Annotated in this window: 18 protein-coding genes; 10 read left to right on the forward strand and 8 right to left on the reverse strand. The window is 72.3% G+C overall.

Annotated elements, in window-relative coordinates; translation table 11 throughout:
• Positions 1–83 precede the first annotated feature (83 nt).
• From ABZS51_RS24315 to ABZS51_RS24335, 5 genes are all read right to left on the reverse strand, one after another.
• Positions 84–467 (reverse strand): ArsC/Spx/MgsR family protein, encoded by a 384-nt coding sequence (locus tag ABZS51_RS24315; protein WP_355445074.1) that lies wholly within the window; start codon positions 465–467, stop codon positions 84–86.
• A 59-nt stretch (positions 468–526) separates the two neighbouring features.
• Positions 527–934, reverse strand: coding sequence for an alternative ribosome rescue aminoacyl-tRNA hydrolase ArfB (gene arfB / locus ABZS51_RS24320; RefSeq protein WP_310714082.1), 408 nt, complete (start codon positions 932–934; stop codon positions 527–529).
• Positions 935–1,104: 170 nt separating this feature from the next.
• Positions 1,105–1,836 (reverse strand): NAD(P)H-dependent oxidoreductase, encoded by a 732-nt coding sequence (locus ABZS51_RS24325; protein WP_355445077.1) that lies wholly within the window; start codon positions 1,834–1,836, stop codon positions 1,105–1,107.
• 84 nt (positions 1,837–1,920) lie between these two features.
• The gene (locus ABZS51_RS24330) at positions 1,921–3,921 is read right to left on the reverse strand and encodes an AarF/UbiB family protein (RefSeq protein WP_355445080.1); all 2,001 of its coding nucleotides are present in this window, start codon (positions 3,919–3,921) and stop codon (positions 1,921–1,923) included.
• Between the two features lie 128 nt (positions 3,922–4,049).
• Positions 4,050–4,979 carry an acyl-ACP desaturase gene (locus tag ABZS51_RS24335; RefSeq protein WP_355445083.1) on the reverse strand — a complete coding sequence of 310 codons (930 nt, stop codon included), beginning with the start codon at positions 4,977–4,979 and terminating at the stop codon, positions 4,050–4,052.
• A 74-nt stretch (positions 4,980–5,053) separates the two neighbouring features.
• Between ABZS51_RS24335 and ABZS51_RS24340 the strand changes: the two genes are divergently transcribed.
• Positions 5,054–5,527 carry an NUDIX hydrolase gene (locus ABZS51_RS24340; protein ID WP_355445086.1) on the forward strand — a complete coding sequence of 158 codons (474 nt, stop codon included), beginning with the start codon at positions 5,054–5,056 and terminating at the stop codon, positions 5,525–5,527.
• On the opposite strand, the gene ABZS51_RS24345 is transcribed toward ABZS51_RS24340, so the two are convergent.
• Both ABZS51_RS24345 and ABZS51_RS24350 read right to left on the reverse strand, forming a co-directional pair.
• Positions 5,484–6,113, reverse strand: coding sequence for a hypothetical protein (locus ABZS51_RS24345; protein ID WP_355445089.1), 630 nt, complete (start codon positions 6,111–6,113; stop codon positions 5,484–5,486). The genes ABZS51_RS24340 and ABZS51_RS24345 overlap by 44 nt on opposite strands.
• 50 nt (positions 6,114–6,163) lie before the next feature.
• Entirely contained in the window at positions 6,164–6,904 is a 741-nt protein-coding gene (locus tag ABZS51_RS24350) for an HAD-IIA family hydrolase (RefSeq protein ID WP_355445117.1), read from the reverse strand.
• 110 nt (positions 6,905–7,014) lie between these two features.
• Here ABZS51_RS24350 and ABZS51_RS24355 point away from each other — a divergent pair, with 110 nt between their 5' ends.
• The 8 genes from ABZS51_RS24355 (at position 7,015) to ABZS51_RS24390 (ending at position 16,017) form a co-directional block, all read left to right on the forward strand.
• Positions 7,015–8,238, forward strand: a complete 1,224-nt coding sequence (locus ABZS51_RS24355; RefSeq protein WP_355445093.1) for a M20 family metallopeptidase — start codon at positions 7,015–7,017, stop codon at positions 8,236–8,238.
• Between the two features lie 42 nt (positions 8,239–8,280).
• Entirely contained in the window at positions 8,281–9,084 is an 804-nt protein-coding gene (locus tag ABZS51_RS24360) for an aminotransferase class IV (protein WP_355445096.1), read from the forward strand.
• Between the two features lie 186 nt (positions 9,085–9,270).
• The gene (locus ABZS51_RS24365; RefSeq protein WP_355445099.1) at positions 9,271–11,097 is read left to right on the forward strand and encodes an ABC transporter substrate-binding protein; all 1,827 of its coding nucleotides are present in this window, start codon (positions 9,271–9,273) and stop codon (positions 11,095–11,097) included.
• A gap of 7 nt (positions 11,098–11,104) precedes the next feature.
• Complete coding sequence (locus ABZS51_RS24370) at positions 11,105–12,112, forward strand: ABC transporter permease (protein WP_355445102.1); 1,008 nt, start codon at positions 11,105–11,107, stop codon at positions 12,110–12,112.
• Positions 12,109–13,047 carry an ABC transporter permease gene (locus tag ABZS51_RS24375; RefSeq protein ID WP_355445105.1) on the forward strand — a complete coding sequence of 313 codons (939 nt, stop codon included), beginning with the start codon at positions 12,109–12,111 and terminating at the stop codon, positions 13,045–13,047. The genes ABZS51_RS24370 and ABZS51_RS24375 overlap by 4 nt, the downstream gene beginning before the upstream one ends.
• A 2-nt stretch (positions 13,048–13,049) precedes the next feature.
• On the forward strand, positions 13,050–14,090 hold the full coding sequence (locus ABZS51_RS24380; protein WP_310714059.1) for an ABC transporter ATP-binding protein: 1,041 nt from the start codon (positions 13,050–13,052) through the stop codon (positions 14,088–14,090).
• Positions 14,087–15,097, forward strand: coding sequence for an ABC transporter ATP-binding protein (locus tag ABZS51_RS24385; protein ID WP_310714058.1), 1,011 nt, complete (start codon positions 14,087–14,089; stop codon positions 15,095–15,097). Before ABZS51_RS24380 ends, ABZS51_RS24385 begins: the two co-directional genes overlap by 4 nt.
• Positions 15,094–16,017 (forward strand): GNAT family N-acetyltransferase, encoded by a 924-nt coding sequence (locus ABZS51_RS24390; protein WP_355445108.1) that lies wholly within the window; start codon positions 15,094–15,096, stop codon positions 16,015–16,017. Before ABZS51_RS24385 ends, ABZS51_RS24390 begins: the two co-directional genes overlap by 4 nt.
• A 2-nt stretch (positions 16,018–16,019) precedes the next feature.
• On the opposite strand, the gene ABZS51_RS24395 is transcribed toward ABZS51_RS24390, so the two are convergent.
• Positions 16,020–17,132, reverse strand: a complete 1,113-nt coding sequence (locus tag ABZS51_RS24395; RefSeq protein ID WP_355445111.1) for a DUF1343 domain-containing protein — start codon at positions 17,130–17,132, stop codon at positions 16,020–16,022.
• Positions 17,133–17,189: 57 nt separating this feature from the next.
• On the opposite strand from ABZS51_RS24395, the gene ABZS51_RS24400 reads away from it, so the two are divergent.
• Positions 17,190–17,936: N-acetylmuramic acid 6-phosphate etherase (locus ABZS51_RS24400; protein WP_355445114.1), on the forward strand; the 747-nt coding region annotated here is incomplete at its 3' end.

Genomic DNA, 17,936 nt, shown 5'->3' on the forward strand with positions numbered 1-17,936 from the left:
TAGACCCGCGGATTCCCGGCGATGGTCGCACATGTCGCTTGCATCCCACCATCAGAAGATCGATGGGAGGTCGCCTCCAGCGGTTACTCGTCGTCCGGGCGGGCCGGCTCGCGCTCCAGGACGGAGCGGACGGCGTCCGGTGAGCGGCCCACCACCGCCGTCCCGTCGTCCGCGGTGATGATCGGCCGCTGGATCAGGACGGGATGGTCGGCCAGCGCCGTGATCCAGCGATGGCGGTGGCCGTCGTCGCGCGGCCAGTCGGTGAGGCCCAGCTCGGCCGCGGCGGCCTCGTTGAGGCGGGTGATGTCCCAGGGCTGCAGGCCGAGGCGCCGCAGAACCTCGTCGATCTCCTGGGCGGTCGGCGGCTGTTCCAGGTAGTGCCGGACGGTGTAGGAGGCGTCGGCGGCGTCCAGGAGGGACAGCGCGCTCGCGCACTTGCTGCAGGCGGGGTTGATCCAGATCTCCATGCCGTGGTCCTACCGCATCGGGACCTCGCGGGGCGAGCGCGCCCCGCGTGTCGGGCCGGTCAGGGGTCGCGGCGGAGGCGTTTGAGGTCGGCGCGCTGCTTCTTGGCGGTGATGCGCCGCTCGACCGCCCCGCGGCCGGGCTTGGTGGGGCGGCGGCGCTTGGGCGGGGGCGCGATCGCCTCCCTCAGGCGCTGCGCCAGCCGTTGGCAGGCGGCCTCACGGTTGCGCAGCTGCGAGCGGTACTCGGAGGCGGCGATCGTGATGACCGGCGAGCCCAGCCGGTCGAGGGCGCGGGCCTTGAGCGCCGGCGGGAGCGCGGTGCTGGCCGCCACGTCGAACGTCAGCTCCACCCGGCTGTCCGTGGTGTTGACGCCCTGGCCGCCCGGGCCGGAGGAGCGGGAGAAGCGCCACACGAGCTCGGCGTCGGGGATGACGACCGCGTCGTTGACGACCAGCGGGCCGGGCATGGTGGTCTGCTCCTGTCGTTCGTCGTGACCGGGGTTCCGGTGACCCCTCCACCGTACCGAGCGGACATATGCCGCGGCCAACGGCTTTTCTCCGGTACGTGTCCCGTACACGGCTCCGGCCCGACCGGTGTGCGGTCGGGCCGGAGGCGTGACGAGCGACGCGGGCCCGGTCAGGCGGTGAGGGCGGCCTCGCGCCGCAGCGCCGGCTGCCTGACGGGTACGGGCTCCATGACGGGCACGGGCTCGCCGACCGGGGCCGTGCACAGGCGGCTCACCACGTCCCGCACCTGCTCGCGCAGCCGGCCCACGGTCAGGCGGCCCCGCTCGTCGAAGTGCGGGCACAGCGGCGAGATGACCAGCTCGGCCCCCGTGACCATGGCCCCCGCCTCGCTGAGCTGCCGGTACAGCTCGGCCTGCGCCCACATGGCGCCGCAGGCGCGGGCGCTGGCGCTCATCACCGCGACGTGCTTGCCGGTCAGGGCGCCGGAGGCGGACATCCACCGCAGCGCGTCCCCCAGCTCGACCGGCAGCAGGCTGTGCTCGGGCGCGATCAGCAGCAGCGCGTCGGCGTCGTCCACCAGGCGGCGCAGGCCAGCGGGCGTGTCGGGCATCGGTCCCCCGGTGAACGGCGGCACCGCGGCGAGTCCCGTCCAGGGCGTGAACTGCACGCCCGGCGGCAGCTCCCCGCCCACCGCTGTCAGCAATCTATTGATGAAGGATCCTGCGTGGAGGCTCGCGGCGATCCCGATGATTCTCACCCTTCGCTCCCGAAGGATCTCAATGAGGTGGCCATGGCCGGGAACCTGCCCGATGTCGGGGATGTCCAACACCAGGTCAAGGTCAAGTTGCGGCCCAAGCCGGCACGGGACTCCGGCGCGCCTCTGACCTGCGAGGACGTTCACTCACTAGAGATCAACAGAATGAAGTTCTGTTACCTCCGAGGCCAGAGTGTTGACCGGGAGGGTGGATTTTACCGGCCTGAGTGGCTACGGGCGCTGGTCGCGGGGGCGGCGGAAGACGACGGCCAGCACCCGCAGCACCAGGATCCCGCTGATGACGAGCAGGTTGTATCCGATGAGCTGGAAGAGGCTGATCTCCGGGGTCACCCGCGGACCGCCCTGGACGCCGAGGAGCAACACCGCCATCAGCCCCGCCGTGGCCCCGAGGACCGTCAGCAGCACCTGGTGGAGCAGCCCGGTCAGGAAGCGGCGGTCGCGGTCGTCGGCGAGGAGGCGGACGTTGACGCCGAGGCGGCCGTGCTCGGCGGCGCTGGCGATGCGCTCCATCCTCCGGGGCAGGCGCCGCAGCATGGGCAGCAGCGCGGCCGCCTCCTGGACGACGGTCTCCTTCAGCGCCCCGCCGTCGAGCCGCTCGGCGAGGTGGCGCCCGGCGAACGAGCGCGCCTCACCGACGAGGTCGAACCCCGGAGCCAGCCGCTGCAGCGTTCCCTCCAGCGTGGCCAGCGCGCGGAACACGGCGGCGACCTCCGGCGGGACGGACAGGCCGTGCCCGGAGACGATCCTGAACAGGTCGGTGAACATCTGGACGCTCGCCGCGCCCGGCACCAGGTGCCTGGCCATGAACTGCCCGAGGGCGCGCTCCAGGGCGGGCTCGTCGATGTCCTCGGGCCTCGGCATCACCTCCAGCAGCGCGTCGGTCACGGCCAGGGGGTCCTGCCGGTTCATGGCGAGCAGGAACCGCTGGAGGGCGGAGCGCATGGAGGTGTCCAGGCGGCCCACCGAGCCGAAGTCGAGCAGGCCGAGCGTGCCGTCGTCGAGCAGCATGAGGTTGCCGGGGTGCGGGTCGGCGTGGAAGACCCCCTCGACCAGCACCTGCCGGAGCAGGCAGTCGAGCAGGGCGCGGGCGAGCTCAGGGCCGCTCTCCGCGCCGGCGGCGGCGAGCGGGCGGCCCGTCAGCCGCTCCATGACGAGGACGCGCTCGCCGCACAGCGCCGTGACGGGGGCCGGGTACGTGACCGCGATCCGGCCGGAGTCCGCGAGCCCGCCGGACGGCCCCGTGGGGGCGGACGGCCGGGACGCGGTGACGGCGGCCATGTTGGCCGCCTCGACGCGGAAGTCGAGCTCCTCGCGCAGCGCCGCCGCGAACCCCTCGGCCAGGTCGCGCACTCCGAGCGAGCGGCCCCAGCGCGTGCGGCTCTCCAGGGTGGCGGCGAGGCGGCGCACGATGTCGAGGTCCCTGGCCACGATCTGGTCGATGTCCGGCCGGCGCACCTTCACCACGACGCTCTCACCGGAGCGCAGCCGGGCGGCGTGCACCTGCGCGATGGACGCGGCGGCCAGCGGCGTACGGTCGAACTCGGCGAACACGGTCTCGGCCGGGCCGCCCAGCTCGGCGGTCAGGACCGGCTCGACCTGCTCCCACGGGGCGGGCGCGACCTGGTCCTGCAGCAGGCCCAGCTCCTCCACGAACTCCGGCGGCAGCAGGTCGCGGCGCGTGGACAGCACCTGGCCGAGCTTGACGAACGTGACGCCGCCGTCGTCGAGCGCCCGGCGCAGCGACGCCGCGAGCCGCTGCCTGCCGGGCCGGTCCTCGACCCGGTCGCCGCGCCCGCGCAGGTACGGGCCGAGGCCGTGCCGGACGGCGATCCGGGTGATCTGGGAGTAGCGCCTGGCCCTGGAGATCCGCCCGCGCAGCGACCGGGCCAGCTCCAACGGCCCCGGGATGGAGCCCGGCGGCACCAGCGCCTCGGCCAGCACGAGGATCACCATGGGGATGAGCACCACGCACATGGTCACGAGCAGGACCACCCACACGGCTCCGATGCCGGGATCGGCCTGCCGTCCCGCGGGGAACGAGCCCATGATCGGCGAGAGCAGCGGCGCGGCGATGGTGAAGGCGAGCAGCGCGGCCAGGAACGTGCGGACGGCCCCGAACCTGACCCCCAGGAGCCGCCGGGCGGCGCCGGCCAGCAGAATGATCAGCACCAGTGCGGCGAGGGAGACGGTCAGCGCCACGGGGAAGTCCATGGCCCCCGATCATCCCAGACATACCACCCGAGACGGACCATTCCCGCCTCTCCCGGCACAGAGCCGCGCGGCGGGGGGCCGGGCCTGGCGGGGCGCGGGGCGCTCCCGGAGGCCCGGGCTGTGGTCGGTCAGCGAGCGGCGGCGGCGCGGGCGCGGCGCTCCTCGCGGCGCTCCACGAAGCGCGCGGCCGTGGCCTCCGTCTTGGCCAGGAACGCCGACAGCTCCTCGCGCGCCTGCTCGCCCTCGGCGTCGAGCCCGGTCTTGTCGAAGACCGACCACTGGCGCAGCACCGGCATGAGCACGTCGTCGAGGTGGAGGCGCAGGTCGTAGATGCCCTCGTGAGCGATGATCATCGCCTTGCGGGTGAAGCCCTCGATGCTCGATCCCGGCATCTGGAAGGTGGTCACCACGTCCGTCACGGCCCGCATGGTCTGGTTGGGCTCGAGCTCGAAGGCCGCCTTGAGCAGGTTGCGGTAGAAGAGCATGTGCAGGTTCTCGTCGGCGGCGATGCGGGCGAGCAGCCGCTCGCAGCCCTCGTCGCCCGACGCCCGGCCGGTGTTGCGGTGCGCGATGCGGGTCGCGAGCTCCTGGAAGGAGACGTACGCGAGCTGCTGGAGCATGGTCCCGTACTCGCTGGCGAAGCCGGTCTCCATGTGGGTCATGCGGGCGCGCTCCAGCGCGACCGGGTCGACCGCGCGGGTGACGGTCAGGTAGTCGCGGATCGCGGTGCCGTGGCGGTCCTCCTCGGCGGTCCAGCGGTGGACCCACGTGCCCCACGCGCCGTCGCGGCCGAAGGTGGTGGCGATCTCGCGGTGGTAGCTGGGCAGGTTGTCCTCGGTCAGCAGGTTGACGATGAGCGATACGCGCGCCGCCTCGGGCATCTTGGAGTCGCTGTCCTGCCACGCCTCGCCCCCGTAGACGCCGTCGAAGTCACGGCCTTCGCTCCACGGGACGTACTCGTGCGGGAACCACTCCTTGGCCATCGTGTGATGGCGGTCGAGCTCTCCCGCGACCACGGGTTCGAGCTCGTGCAGAAGCTCCGTCTGCGTCATCGCCATAAGAACGTTCTCCTTTGTTACGGGACCGTAGGTTAGGTTACCCGAAGGTGGTCCCCGTCCCGTAAGGTGCCGTCATGCTTCCCAGCGTGCGTGGCCTGCTGCTCGACGGCGACGAGCGGCTGATGCTGTTCCGGCGCACGGTTCCGGGACGCGAGGTCTACTGGTCGGTCCCCGGCGGCCATGTGGAGCCCGACGACGCCACGCTGGAGCACACCCTGCGCCGGGAGCTGCTGGAGGAGCTGGGCGCGACGGTGTCGGGCGTCACGCCGCTGACCACGGTGAGCTATCCGTGGCGGGGCGGGGTGAAGGTGCAGCACGTGTACGGCTGCCGCCTGGCCGGCATGGACTGGGCACTGCGGCACGGCCCCGAGGTGGACGACCCGGCGCGCGGGCGCTACGAGGTGGAGCGGGTGCCGCTGCTCCCCTCGGAGATCACCTCGCGGCACGTGGTGCCGGAGCCGGTCGCGGGCTACCTGTCGGAGCACATCGCGGCCCTGCCCCGGCTCATCCGCCGCGACGGTCCTCGATCTCCCACAGGTGGTCGATGACGTGCCAGGCCACGCGCCGCAGGGCGTAGCGGGGCGTCCACCCGGTGTCGCCCGGCGGCTGCCAGGGCCGGGCGAGCACCCCGGCGAGCTCCTCGCGCATCGCGTCGCGGTCCTCGCGCGAGGCGTACCGCTTGTGCCGCACGCCGAGCTTGCGGGCGTAGGAGCGCTCCGCCTCCACGACGTGGTCGTAGATCTTCGACGTGTCGCGCCCGCCGCCGCGCGGACCCTTGCGCAGCTCCTCCGGCGAGGCCGCCACGGTCTCGTCGAACAGCTCCCAGGCGGCCCGCAGCAGCGCCACCTGCCGGGCGGCCTCCTCCGCCCCGAGGGGCTCCAGGTCCAGGTCCGGCGTCGCGGACGGCGCGCCGAAGTCCGTGGTCATGTCGCCGGGCACCCGGGCGGCCACGGCCGGCTCCCCCGGCTCGAACGCCAGGCCGGCCCGCTCCGCGATCGCCCGGTAGCGGGGGGCGTACTCCACGAGCAGGTCGAGCGCCGCCTCCTCGCCCTTGGCGACCCGGCACCAGCCGGGCCACTCCAGCGAGCAGGCGAAGACCTTCTTGGGGCCGAGCTCCAGATAGACACGGGTCATGGTCTCCACCATGCCAGCCGTACCTGTCAGAAGCTGTCAGGTACGGCGGCTCACACGAGATCGACGAGCTCGGCCACCGAGCCGACGACGAGCGAGGGCCGGTAGGGGAAGCGGTCGATCTGCTGGGGCTGGGTGACGCCGGTGAGGACGAGGATCGTGTAGAGGCCGGCCTCCATGCCGCACACGACGTCGGTGTCCATGCGGTCGCCGATCATCGCGGTCGTCTCGCTGTGGCCCTCGATGGCGTTGAGCGCGCTGCGCATCATCCGGGGGTTGGGCTTGCCGACGAAGTACGGGTCCACGCCCGTCGCCTTGGTGATCATCGCGGCGACCGCGCCGCAGGCCGGCAGGGAGCCCTCGGTGGAGGGGCCGATCGGGTCGGGGTTGGTGGCGATGAAGCGGGCGCCGTTCTCGATGAGCCGGATCGCGCGGGTGATCTGGGTGAAGCTGTAGGTGCGCGTCTCGCCGAGCACGACGTAGTCCGGGTCGAGGTCGGTGAGCACGTAGCCGACCTCGTGCAGGGCCGTGGTCAGCCCGGCCTCGCCGATCACGTACGCCGAGCCGCCGGGCCGTTGGTCGTCGAGGAACTCGGCGGTCGCCATCGCGGAGGTCCAGATCGACCCCTCCGGCACCTCCAGCCCGGCCGCCGCCAGCCGTACGGACAGGTCGCGGGGGGTGTAGATCGAGTTGTTGGTCAGCACCCTGAACGGCTTGCCCGACTCGCTGAGCCGCTTGATGAAGGTGTCGGCACCGGGCACCGGGCGGCCCTCGTGCACGAGGACGCCGTCCATGTCGGAGAGCCAGTAATCAATCCGTTTACGCTCGGTCACCCGGTCATCGTACCGAGGGAGTCTTGTCGACTTCGCGACCGGCATGTGAGCGAATAGTGCCTATGTCGCACATGCCGTTCACTGAATCCGCCCGTGACCTGCGGGACGAGCTGGTCGCGCTGCGCCGCTCCCTGCACGCCACCCCCGAGTTGGGCCTCATGCTGCCGCGCACCCAGGAGAAGGTCCTGGCGGCGCTCGACGGGCTGCCCCTGGAGATCACGACGGGCACCGCGCTCAGCTCCGTCACCGCCGTGCTGCGCGGCGGGCGGCGGCCGGCCGGCGGGGAGGCCCCGGTCGTGCTGCTGCGCGGCGACATGGACGGCCTGCCCGTCACGGAGCGGAACGACCTGCCGTACCGCTCGGAGATCGAGGGCCGGATGCACGCGTGCGGCCACGACCTGCACACCGCGATGCTGGCGGGGGCGGCGCGGCTGCTGAGCGAGCGGCGCGAGGAGCTGCCGGGCGACGTCGTGTTCATGTTCCAGCCCGGCGAGGAGGGGTTCGAGGGCGCCAAGGTCATGATCGACGAGGGCGTGCTGGAGGCGGCCGGCCCCCGGCCGGTCGCGGCGTACGGACTGCACGTGATCTCCTCGATGCTGCCGCCGGGGCTGTTCACCTCGCGGCCGGGGCCCATCATGGCGGCGGCCGACGTCTTCCGGGTGAAGGTGAAGGGGCGCGGCGGCCATGGCTCCAGCCCGCACCGGGCGCTGGACCCGGTGCAGGCGGGCTGCGCGATGGTGACGGAGCTGCAGACGATGGTCACGCGCACGTTCGACGTGTTCGACCCGGTGGTGGTCACGGTCGGGCAGTTCCACGGCGGGACGGCCGACAACGTGATCCCGGACGAGGCGTGGTTCGAGGCGACGGTCCGGACGTTCAGCGCGGACGCGCGGGCCGTGGTGAAGCGGCGGCTGGTCGAGGTGGTGGAGGGCGTCGCGGCGGCGCACGCGCTGGGCGTGGAGACGTCGTTCGGCATGGGGTACCCGGTGACGGTGAACGACGCGGACGAGGCCGGCTTCGCCGAGCGGACGGCCGGTGAGCTGTTCGGGCCCGGCCGGTTCTTCGTCACGCCGCAGCCGGTGATGGGCTCGGAGGACTTCTCGTACGTGCTGGAGCGGGTGCCGGGCGCGTTCCTGTTCCTGGGCGCGTGCCCGGCGGACCTCGACCCGGCGGCGGCGCCGTACAACCACTCGCCCGAGGCGCGGTTCGACGACGCGGTGGTGCCGGACGGCGCGGCGCTGCTGGCGACGCTGGCCTGCGACCGGCTGACGGCGGCGGCGACCCTGGCCTCCTGACCTGCGCCGGAGCACTCCGCGCGGGTCCGTACGCTGGACGTCATGACCGGTGTCCGTACCTTGGACGGCTCGGCCGCGGTCCGTACGCTGGGCGCCATGATCGATCATGTCGCCATCGACGGGCGGGCCGCCGGCGCCGCCGACCTCGGGGCGGCCGTGGCGGCCCGCTACGGCCACTTCACCGCCATGCAGGTGCGCGGGGGGCGGGTGCGCGGCCTGGCTCTGCACCTGGACCGCCTCCGCGAGGCCACCCGGGAGCTGTTCGGCACGGCCCTCGACGAGGAGCTCGTCCTGGCCACCGCCCGCCTGGCCCTGCGGGGCGAGCCCGACGCGAGCGTGCGGGTGATCGTCGCCGAGCGCGACGGCCTGCGGGTGATCGCCACGGCGGCCCCTGCGCACGCGTGGCCGGCCGGGCCGCAGGCCCTCCTCCCGGTGCCCTACCGGCGCTACCTGCCGCACATCAAGCACCTCGGCGGCTTCCCGCAGGCCCACCTGGGCCTGCGGGCCAGGGCCGAGGGCTTCGACGACGCGCTGCTCGTCGGGCCGGACGGCCTGATCTCCGAAGGGACGATCGCCAACCTGGGCTGCTCCGACGGGGAGCGGATCGTCTGGCCGGAGGCGCCGATGCTGCGCGGCATCACGATGGCGCTGCTGGAGGGCGAGCTGCCCGCCGAGCGGCGCCCGCTCACGGTGGCGGATCTGCCGGCCCATCCGGCGGTCTTCATGACCAACTCGTGGGGCGTCGTGCCGGTGTGCCGGGTGGGCGACCTGCCGTTGAAGACGGACGAGACGGCCATGGCACGGGTGGCGGCGGCCTACGAGGGAGTGCCCTGGGACGTGCTCTGACCGGCGGGTCCGGGCTCCGGGCGGGCCCCGGGCGGGATGGCGCCGAGCGCCATTGCGGACACCGATGAAGGAAAGTTACATTAACCTCACAACCCCTGGAGATTATTGACGCGTCTTTCCCCCGACCGTAGGGTCCGGGTCAATCCTGCAGATCCTGAACAGGCGAGACATCCCCCGGAGCGGAACATGAAGCGACTAGCAGCGGTAGTGGCGTTGCTGGGCCTTGCCACCGTGACAGCGTGCAGCAGCGGTGGTTCCACCAACAAGTCCGGTTCGGGCGGAGGTGGCGGGCTCTTCACCACGATCGACGTGAACAGGCCCGGTCTGGACGCGTCGGCGCCGGCCAACCCGTACAACCCGAAGGGGAACTCGTTCCCCGGGTTCAACTCCATGAAGCTGGGCTGGGTCAAGAACCACCTGACGGACCCGAACCAGGCGCTCCCCGGCATCGCGGCCAGCTGGGAGGTCGCCCCCGACAACTCCGCCATCACGCTGAAGCTGCAGCCGAACGCGAAGTGGTCGGACGGCCAGCCGGTCACCGCCGAGGACGTCAAGATGTCCATCGGGATCGCCTACACCCAGGGCAGCACCGCCTTCTCGGTCACCCCGGGCGCCGCGGGAGCCGCCGCGGACGTGACCGTGGTGGACGACAAGACCCTGAAGATCACGCAGGAGATGGCCAACCCGAGCCCCAAGTTCGTGCGCGGCGTGCTGGACACCACGATCCTGCCGTCCCACGTCTGGAAGGACGTCCTGCCCGCGACGTTCTGGGACACGCTGAAGACCGCCCGCGGTGACGGCGCCGACGCCGAGAAGGCGCGCGCCGACATCACCGCGTTCGGCCAGAAGGTCCTCACCTTCGCCCCGCCCAAGGACGTCTCGGCCGGCCCGTTCGTGCTGGAGCGGGTCAACCCCGGCGAGGCGCTGCTGGTCAAGAACAAGAACTTCTACAACGTCGCCAACGTGGCCCCGGCCCAGGTGAAGTTCCTCAACTACACCGGCAACGAGCAGATCTGGAACTACCTCACCGCCGGCAAGCTCGACCAGTCCGGCTTCGTCGCGGCCCCCACGGACGTGATGAACCGGATCAAGCAGGCGCCAGGCAACGAGGTCATCAAGGGCTACTCGCCGGTGGCCGTGAGCATGGCCTTCAACCAGTCCAAGAAGCCGTACGACAACGTGCACGTGCGCCGCGGCCTGGCCTACCTCATCGACCGCGACCAGGTCACCAAGGTCGCCTCGCCGGAGGGCGGCACCCCGGCCGTGACCACCAGCGGCATCCACCAGAAGGCCGCCGCGGCCTGGATCCCGGACACGCTCCCCAAGCTCGACCCGTACAAGGTGGACGCGGCCAAGGCGGAGGCCGAGTTCAAGCAGGCCGGCCTGTCCAAGAAGGACGGCAAGTGGACCCTCGCCGACGGCACGCCGTGGAAGGTCTCCATGCACGCGCCGTCCGGCTTCTCCGACTGGCTGTCGGCCCAGGAGAACATCAAGAGCCAGCTCGTCAAGAACGGCATCGACGCCGAGGTCGTGACCACCACCGACTACCCGCTCTACCTTGAGGAGCTGGCGGCCGGCAAGTACGACGTCGGCTTCTGGCTGATGGCGCTCGGCCCCGCGCCGTACGACATCTTCCAGCGCCTCTACGGCGCCTCCAACGGCTGGACCAACGTCGCCGGCAAGGTCACGCACGCCGCGCCCGGCAAGGGCGGCAACTGGATGGGCGGCCCCGAGGAGATCGAAGTCGACGGCGCCAAGATCAACCCGGGTGAGCTGACCGGCAAGCTGAACACGGCGACCGAGGACCAGGCCAAGCCGATCATGGCCCAGCTGGCCACCGCCGCCAACCAGGACCTGCCGGTCATCCAGCTCTGGGACTACGTCAACAACCAGTTCGTCAACAACAGCCGCTTCACCGGCTGGCCGCACGACGACGAGATCCTCCGCCTCGGCACCGGGGTGCTCCCCGCCGGCGTGTGGATCCAGCTCGGCATGGTCAAGGCGAAGCAGTAAGGCACTTATGACGGTCATCGCACGGCGACTCGCGGGCCACCTGGCCCGCGGGCTCGTCATGATCCTTGTGGTCGCCACGGTCAGCTTCTTCATCGTGAACAACATCCCGGGCGACCCCATGGCCGCCCGCTACGAGAAGCTGATCGAGGGCGGCATGTCCCCGGAGGCGGCCGCGCAGGCCGTCAAGGTGCTCTACGGCTTCCAGCCGACGGGCACCCTGTGGCAGCAGTACACCGACTACATGGCCGGGCTGGTCCACCTGGACCTCGGCGTCTCCGTCAGCAGGCCGGGCACCCCCGTCCTCGACGTGCTGGGCGAGGCGGCCAAGTGGACGGTGCTGCCGGTGCTGGCCGGCACGCTGCTCAGCTTCCTCGTCGGCGTCATGCTCGGGGTGTTCGCGGCGATCAAGCGCAAGAGCAAGCTGGGCGACGCCCTGGCGATCTCCGGCTCGCTGCTGCACGGCATCCCGCAGTACGTGCTGGCGATGCTGCTCGTGGTGATCTTCGCGACGCTCATCCCGATCCTGCCCGCCGAAGGGCCGGTGGACATCCTCTTCGAGCCCGGGTTCAACGCCGGCTACATCGGCTCGCTCGCCGAGCACGCCGTGCTGCCGGTCGTCACCTACGCCCTGTCGGCGTACGGCGGCTGGGTCCTGGCGATGAAGTCGAGTGTGGTGACCGTCCTGGGCGACGACTTCATCCTGGCCGCGGAGCTGCGCGGGATGAAGCGCTCGATCGTCTTCCGCTACATCGCGCGCAACGCGATCCTGCCGCTGTTCACGATCCTGGCGCTGTCGCTCGGGCTGCTGCTCGGCGGCGCCGTCTTCATCGAGAAGATCTTCAACTATCCGGGCCTCGGCCTGATGCTCATCAACGGCGTCAACGACCGCGACTACGCCCTGATGAGCGGGGCCTTCCTGCTCATCACGACGGCGGTGATCGTGGCGAACATCGTGGCCGACCTGTTCTACACCACGATCGACCCGCGGGTGCGCAGCGGAGAGGAGGCGTCATGAGCGCCACGCTCATCCCCGAGGCGTCGTCCGGCGGGACCGGCGCGGGGCCCGGGGCCCCGTCCACGGCCTCGACCATGCGGCGCAACTTCTGGCGCGGCGTGTGGCGGGTGATGAGGCGCAAGCCCAGCCGGCTGGCCGGCGCGGTCATCCTCGTGGGCTTCGCCTTCATGGCGATCTTCGGGCCGATGTTCTACCCGGACCAGCTGCCGGACAACGCCAACGCGATCACCCAGCCGCCGAGCTGGGAGCACTGGTTCGGCACCGACCCGCAGGGCCGCGACGTGCTGGCGCTGGTCATCACCGGCTCCCGGTACGTGCTGCTCAGCGCCGCCGTCACCGCGCTCATCACCGTGGTCTTCGGCACCGGGCTCGGCCTGTTCTCCGGCTTCAAGCGGGGCCGCTGGGACACCGTGCTCATGCGGGTCACCGACATGAAGCTGACGATCCCCGGCCTGCCCCTGCTGCTCGTCCTCGCGACGGTCTGGAAGTTCGGCAACCCGCTGCAGATGGGCCTGGTGCTCGGCCTGCTCGGCTGGGGCGGCGTGGCCCGCGCGGTGCGGGCGCAGACGCTGTCGCTGCGCGAGCGCGGCTTCATCGAGGCGGCGCGCGGCCTCGGCCTGTCCACGCGCCACATCATCGGCAAGGAGCTGCTGCCGAGCATGGCGCCGTACATCGCGATGAACATGCTCATCGCGGTCACCGGCGCCGTCTACGCGCAGGTCGGCCTGTTCTTCCTGGGCGTGCTGCCGTACGAGTCGAACAACTGGGGCGTGATGCTCAACCTGGCCGTCTTCCAGGCCGGCGCGATGATCACCCCCTACGCGCTCGGCTACCTGCTGGCGCCGCTGCTCGCGATCCTGCTGCTGACGCTCGGCATCGTGCTCGTGGTCGACGCCATGGACGAGATCTTCAACCCCCGGCTGCGTGAGGAGTAACGGTGGCCCAGCCAGAGACGGCAGCCCCGCAGGCGGCGCCCGAGCCGGTCACGGCGCCGGCGACGCCCGCCCCAGGGGTGCGCATCGACGGCCTGACCGTCGTCTACAAGACCCCCGCCGGCGAGCTGCCGGCCGTCCGCGACGTCAGCCTCACCCTGGAGCCAGGCTCGATCACCGGCATCGTCGGCGAGTCCGGCTCCGGCAAGTCCACGCTGGCGCTGTCGCTGCTCAACGCGGTGCAGCCGCCGGGGCGGATCTCGGCGGGCAGCGTCGAGATCGACGGGCTCGGCGACGTCGTCGGCCTCGCGGGCGAGCGGCTGCGCAAGGCGCGCGGCGCGCACATCGGGTACGTCTTCCAGGCGGCCCAGAACTCCCTGAACCCGCTCAAGACGGTCGGCAAGCAGCTCCTCGACCTGGGCCGCTCCCACGGCGTGGACGACCTGCGCGGCCTGGTCCGCGAGGCGAAGGAGCTGCTCGGCCGGATGGGCCTCGACGGGGCCCGGGTCCTCGACTCGCACCAGCACGAGCTGTCCGGCGGCATGCGCCAGCGGGTCGGCATCATGCTGGCGCTGGTGCTCAACGCGCACCTGGTCGTCCTCGACGAGCCGACCACCGCCCTCGACATGATCACCCAGGCGAACATCCTGAAGATCGTCCGGGAGGTCCACGCCGAGCGCGGCCTGACCACGCTGGTCATCACGCACGACATCGGCGTGGTGGCGGAGGTGGCCGACCGGCTGGCGGTCATGTACGGCGGGCGACTCGTCGAGCAGGGACCGACCCGCGAGGTGCTGGGCGCGCCCAGCCACCCGTACACCCGGGGCCTCATCCAGGCCATCCCGCGGCTCGTCGGCGACATCGACGAGGCGCGGGCGCTGCCCGGCCGGCCGCCGACGCTGGCGACCGTGCCGAAGCAGGGCTGCGTGTTCCGGGAGCGCTGCGCCCTGCGCATGGACGTCTGCGAGAGCGACGACCCGGCGGCCGTCGCGCACGGGCCGAGGATCGTGGCCTGCCACGCGGTGGGCGTCAAGGAGCACGCGTGATCACGGGAACAGGCATCACCAAGACCTTCAAGCAGCGGGGCGGCGTGCTCGCCGGGCGTGAGGTGCGGGCGCTGCGCGGCGTCGACTTCACCATCGCCAAGGGCGGCGCGGCCTCGTTCATCGGCGAGTCGGGCTGCGGCAAGACCACGCTCGGCCGGATCATCGCCGGGCTGGAGACGTACGACGAGGGCGAGATCGCCATCGACGGCACGCCGATGACGCCGCTCAGGACCAAGCAGCGCCAGCCGCACTTCCGCAAGATCCAGATGATCCATCAGGACCCCTACTCGGCCCTGAACCCCACCCGCACCATCCACCAGACCCTCCAGGCTCCGCTGGCGCTGCGCGCGAAGCAGACCGGCCGATCGAGGAAGTGGATGGAGGAGCGGGCCGCCGAGGTGCTGTCGCTGGTCGGCCTCGACCCGGGCACCGTGCTGTCGCGCTACCCGCACCAGCTCTCGGGCGGCATGCGGCAGCGCGTCGTCATCGCCCGCGCGCTGACCGTGGACCCCGAGATGCTCGTCGCCGACGAGGCCGTCTCCATGATCGACGTGTCGTTGCGGCTGGGCATCCTCGCGCTGCTGAAGGACCTGCGCGAGCGGCTCGGCGTGGCCGTGCTGTTCATCACCCACGACGTGGCCACCTCCCGCTACATCGGCGGCGACGGCGAGCTGTACGTCATCTACCGGGGCCAGGTCGTGGAGCGGGGGCCGGTGGACACGGTCATCGCCGACCCGGTCCACCCGTACACGCAGTCGCTGCTGTCGGCCATCCCGGTGCTGCACGGGCTGGAGCAGCCCGGCGAGCAGCCGGTGGTGCCGCTGGAGTCGCTGGACGAGTCGAAGGCCGACTCCGGCTGCCTGTTCGCCCGCCGCTGCCCGTTCCGGAGCGAGCGGTGCGAGACGGAGCTGCCGCTGCTCCGGGCGACCGACGGCGTCCCGCAGGAGCACGCGTGCTTCCACCCGGAGCGCCGCGACGTCATCGCCCGCCCGCTGAGCGGCGTGTGAGCCGGGTGCCGCAGGCCGCCGGACTCGGTGGGGCGGAGCTGCGGGAGGCCGTGCGAGCCGCCGAGGCCGCGCTGACGCTCGACTCCGCCGAGGCGGGCGCGCTCGTACGGCGGCTGGCCGCGCCCCCGGCGGACCGGACGTGGACCGCGCTGGTGGCGGGCGGCGGCGTCGTCATGGCGTCCCTGTCGTCCAGGGATCCCTCCGTGGGACACCTCGACCTGCTGGCCGTCCACCCGGAGCGGCAGGGGCGCGGCGTCGGCCGGGAGCTGGTCCGGGCGGCCGAGGAGTGGCTGCGCGGGCAGGGCGCGACCCAGGCCCGCTTCGCCGGCAACCCGCCGTGCTACGCCTGGCCCGGCGTGGACGTCCGCTACACCGCCGCCGCCTGCCTGGCCGAGAGCCTGGGCTACGAGCGCTACCACGTCGCCTGGAACATGACCGCCCGCCTCACCACCGCCCACATCACCACGGGCGACACTGCCACGGCCGGGCTCGCCACGGCCGACCTCGGCACGGCGAACGACCTCGCGCTCCTGGCCGAGGCGGGGGTGGCCGTGCGCCGCGCGGACGACGGGGACGAGCGCGGCCGGGTGGCCGCCTTCGTGGGCGAGCACTGGAACGAGCGCTGGGCCTGGGAGGCGCTCAACGCCACCGGCCTGCACTACGCCGAGCGCGACGGCCGGGTGCTGGGGTTCGCCGCCTGGGGCTCGCGGCCCTCGTGGTTCGGGCCGATGGGCACGGCGCCGGAGGCACGCGGGCTCGGCGTGGGCCGGGTGCTGCTGCGCCGGTGCCTGGCCGAGCAGCGCGCCGCCGGCCAGGCCACCGCCGAGATCGGGTGGGTGGGGCCGCTGCGGTTCTACGCGCGCGCCGTGGGCGCGCGCGCCGAACGCGTCTTCTGGCTCTACCGGCGCGACCTGGCGTGATGTCAGGTGTAGAGCAGCGGCCCGCCGGGGGGAGCGGGCTCGGGGCACAGGGGGCGCGGGTCCTCGCCCTTGTCCAGGCACGCCGTGAGCGTGTCGGACCCCCACAGGTGGTTCTCGGCGTTCTCCGGCCCCCACCAGCCGAAGCCGTCCGGGTAGAGCGTGCGGGCCACGTGCAGCATGGACACGCCGGTCAGCACCGGCCGGAACGCGGCCCGGTCGTGCACGTGGAGCTGGACGCCCCGCACGGCCGTCCCCGCGTGCTTGTGGAAGGTGGGGGTGAACCAGGTGTCACGGAAACGCACCCCCGGCAGGTCCAGCGCGGCCAGCTCGGCGGCGAACCGCTCGTCCGCGAACGGCGCGCCGACCAGCTCGAACGGCCGGGTCGTGCCGCGCCCCTCCGAGAACGTGGTGCCCTCGAACAGGCCGGTCCCGGGGTAGACGAGCACGGTGTCGGGGGTCGGCATGTTGACCGACGGCATCACCCACGGCAGCCCGGTCGCGGCGGCGTCCATGTCGCGCCGCCAGCCCTCCATCTCGACGACGCGCAGGTCCAGGTCGAAGCCGAACAGCACGGCCAGCTCCCCCGCGGTCCTGCCGTGCCGCACCGGCAGCGGGAACCTGCCGACGAAGCTCACGAACGCCGGGTCCAGCTCCGGACCCTCCGTCACGGTCCCGCCCAGCGGGTTCGGCCGGTCGAGCACCACGAACCGCAGCCCCAGCCGCGCGGCCGAGGCCATCAGGTCGTACATCGTCCACACGTAGGTGTAGAAGCGGGTCCCCACGTCGGCGATGTCGAAGACCAGCGTGTCGGCCCCGGAGCGGGCCACCACCTCGTCCAGCGCCTCGCCGGAGCGCTTGTGCGTGTCGAAGGCCGGCAGCCCGGTCCGCGGATCGGTCGTGTCCGGCTCGCTGGAGTCCGCCTGCGCGGTCCCGCGCACGCCGTGCTCCGGGCCGAACAGCGCCACCAGCGGCGCTCCGGCCGCCAGCAGGGCCTGCGCCGTGGGGGTCAGGTCGGGCAGGACTCCGGTGGGGTTGGTGATGAGGCCGAGCCGCCGTCCGCCGGCCAGGGAGGGATCCGCGGCCAGCCGCTCGGCACCGGTTCGTACATAGGTCATGAATCCATAATCTGAAAGATATTTACAAGAGAGAAGGAGAAGGTGGAAATTAGCGTCATGATTGATCCGCTATCCGAGCCCTCCACCGTGTCGTCCGCCGGTGCGTCAGCCGCTCCCGCCGACGGTCAGACCGCAGTGCCGTCCGGCGAGCTGGCCACCGAGCAGAGCGACCCCCGCTACTCCCAGATCGACCGGCTGCCGACCGAGCAGATCGCGCGCCTGATGAACCAGGCCGACGCGGCCGTGCCCGCCGCCGTCGCGGTGGTGATCCCCGCCATCTCGGCCGCCATCGACGCGATCTCCGCGCGGATGGGCTCGGGCGGCCGGCTGCTGTACGTCGGCGCCGGCACGTCGGGGCGGCTGGCCGTGCTCGACGCGTCGGAGTGCCCGCCCACGTTCGGCACCGACCCGGAGCTCGTCCAGGGCGTCATCGCCGGCGGCCCGGACGCGCTCACGCGCTCCGTGGAGGGCGCGGAGGACGACGCCGAGGCCGGCGCCGCGGACCTGGCGCGCCTGGAGGTGGGACCGCTCGACTCGGTGGTGGGCGTGTCCGCCAGCGGCCGCGCGCCGTTCGTGCTCGGCGCCCTGGCGGAGGCGCGGCGGCGCGGCGCGCTGACCGTCGGCCTGTCGTGCAACGACGGCGCGCCCCTGTCGGCCGCCGCCGAGCACGCGATCGAGGTCGTCGTGGGACCCGAGGTGGTGGCCGGCTCGACCCGGCTCAAGGCCGGCACCGCGCAGAAGCTCGTGCTCAACATGATCTCCACGATCGCGATGGTGCGGCTCGGGCGCACGTACGGAAACCGG

Origin of the sequence: Nonomuraea sp. NPDC005501 (assembly GCF_040605905.1) — a bacterium.
Classification (GTDB): Bacteria; Actinomycetota; Actinomycetes; order Streptosporangiales; family Streptosporangiaceae; genus Nonomuraea.